The sequence below is a fragment of the Dolichospermum circinale AWQC131C genome (genome assembly GCF_000426905.1).
Lineage (GTDB): Bacteria > Cyanobacteriota > Cyanobacteriia > Cyanobacteriales > Nostocaceae > Dolichospermum > Dolichospermum circinale.
This window is the reverse complement of record NZ_KE384654.1, coordinates 1-211: the sequence shown is the minus strand read 5'-3', so window position 1 is coordinate 211 and position 211 is coordinate 1.

The following is a 211-nucleotide window of genomic DNA, read 5'->3' as shown; positions in this document are numbered from 1 at the left end:
TCCCGATATTATGAAGTACAGATATTAATAATAAAACTCTTGTGGTGCGGGCATCTTGCCCGCACAAGGTGTACTTCACTCAAAGCTACTTGCTGTATTAGTAGGGTAGGTAAAATCTCTCCAACTCTTATTATTCGCGCCTTTACATGACCTGAGTTCGATATAAATAATCATCCTGAAAACTAATTATATCAGACTTTTCTCAATTAGC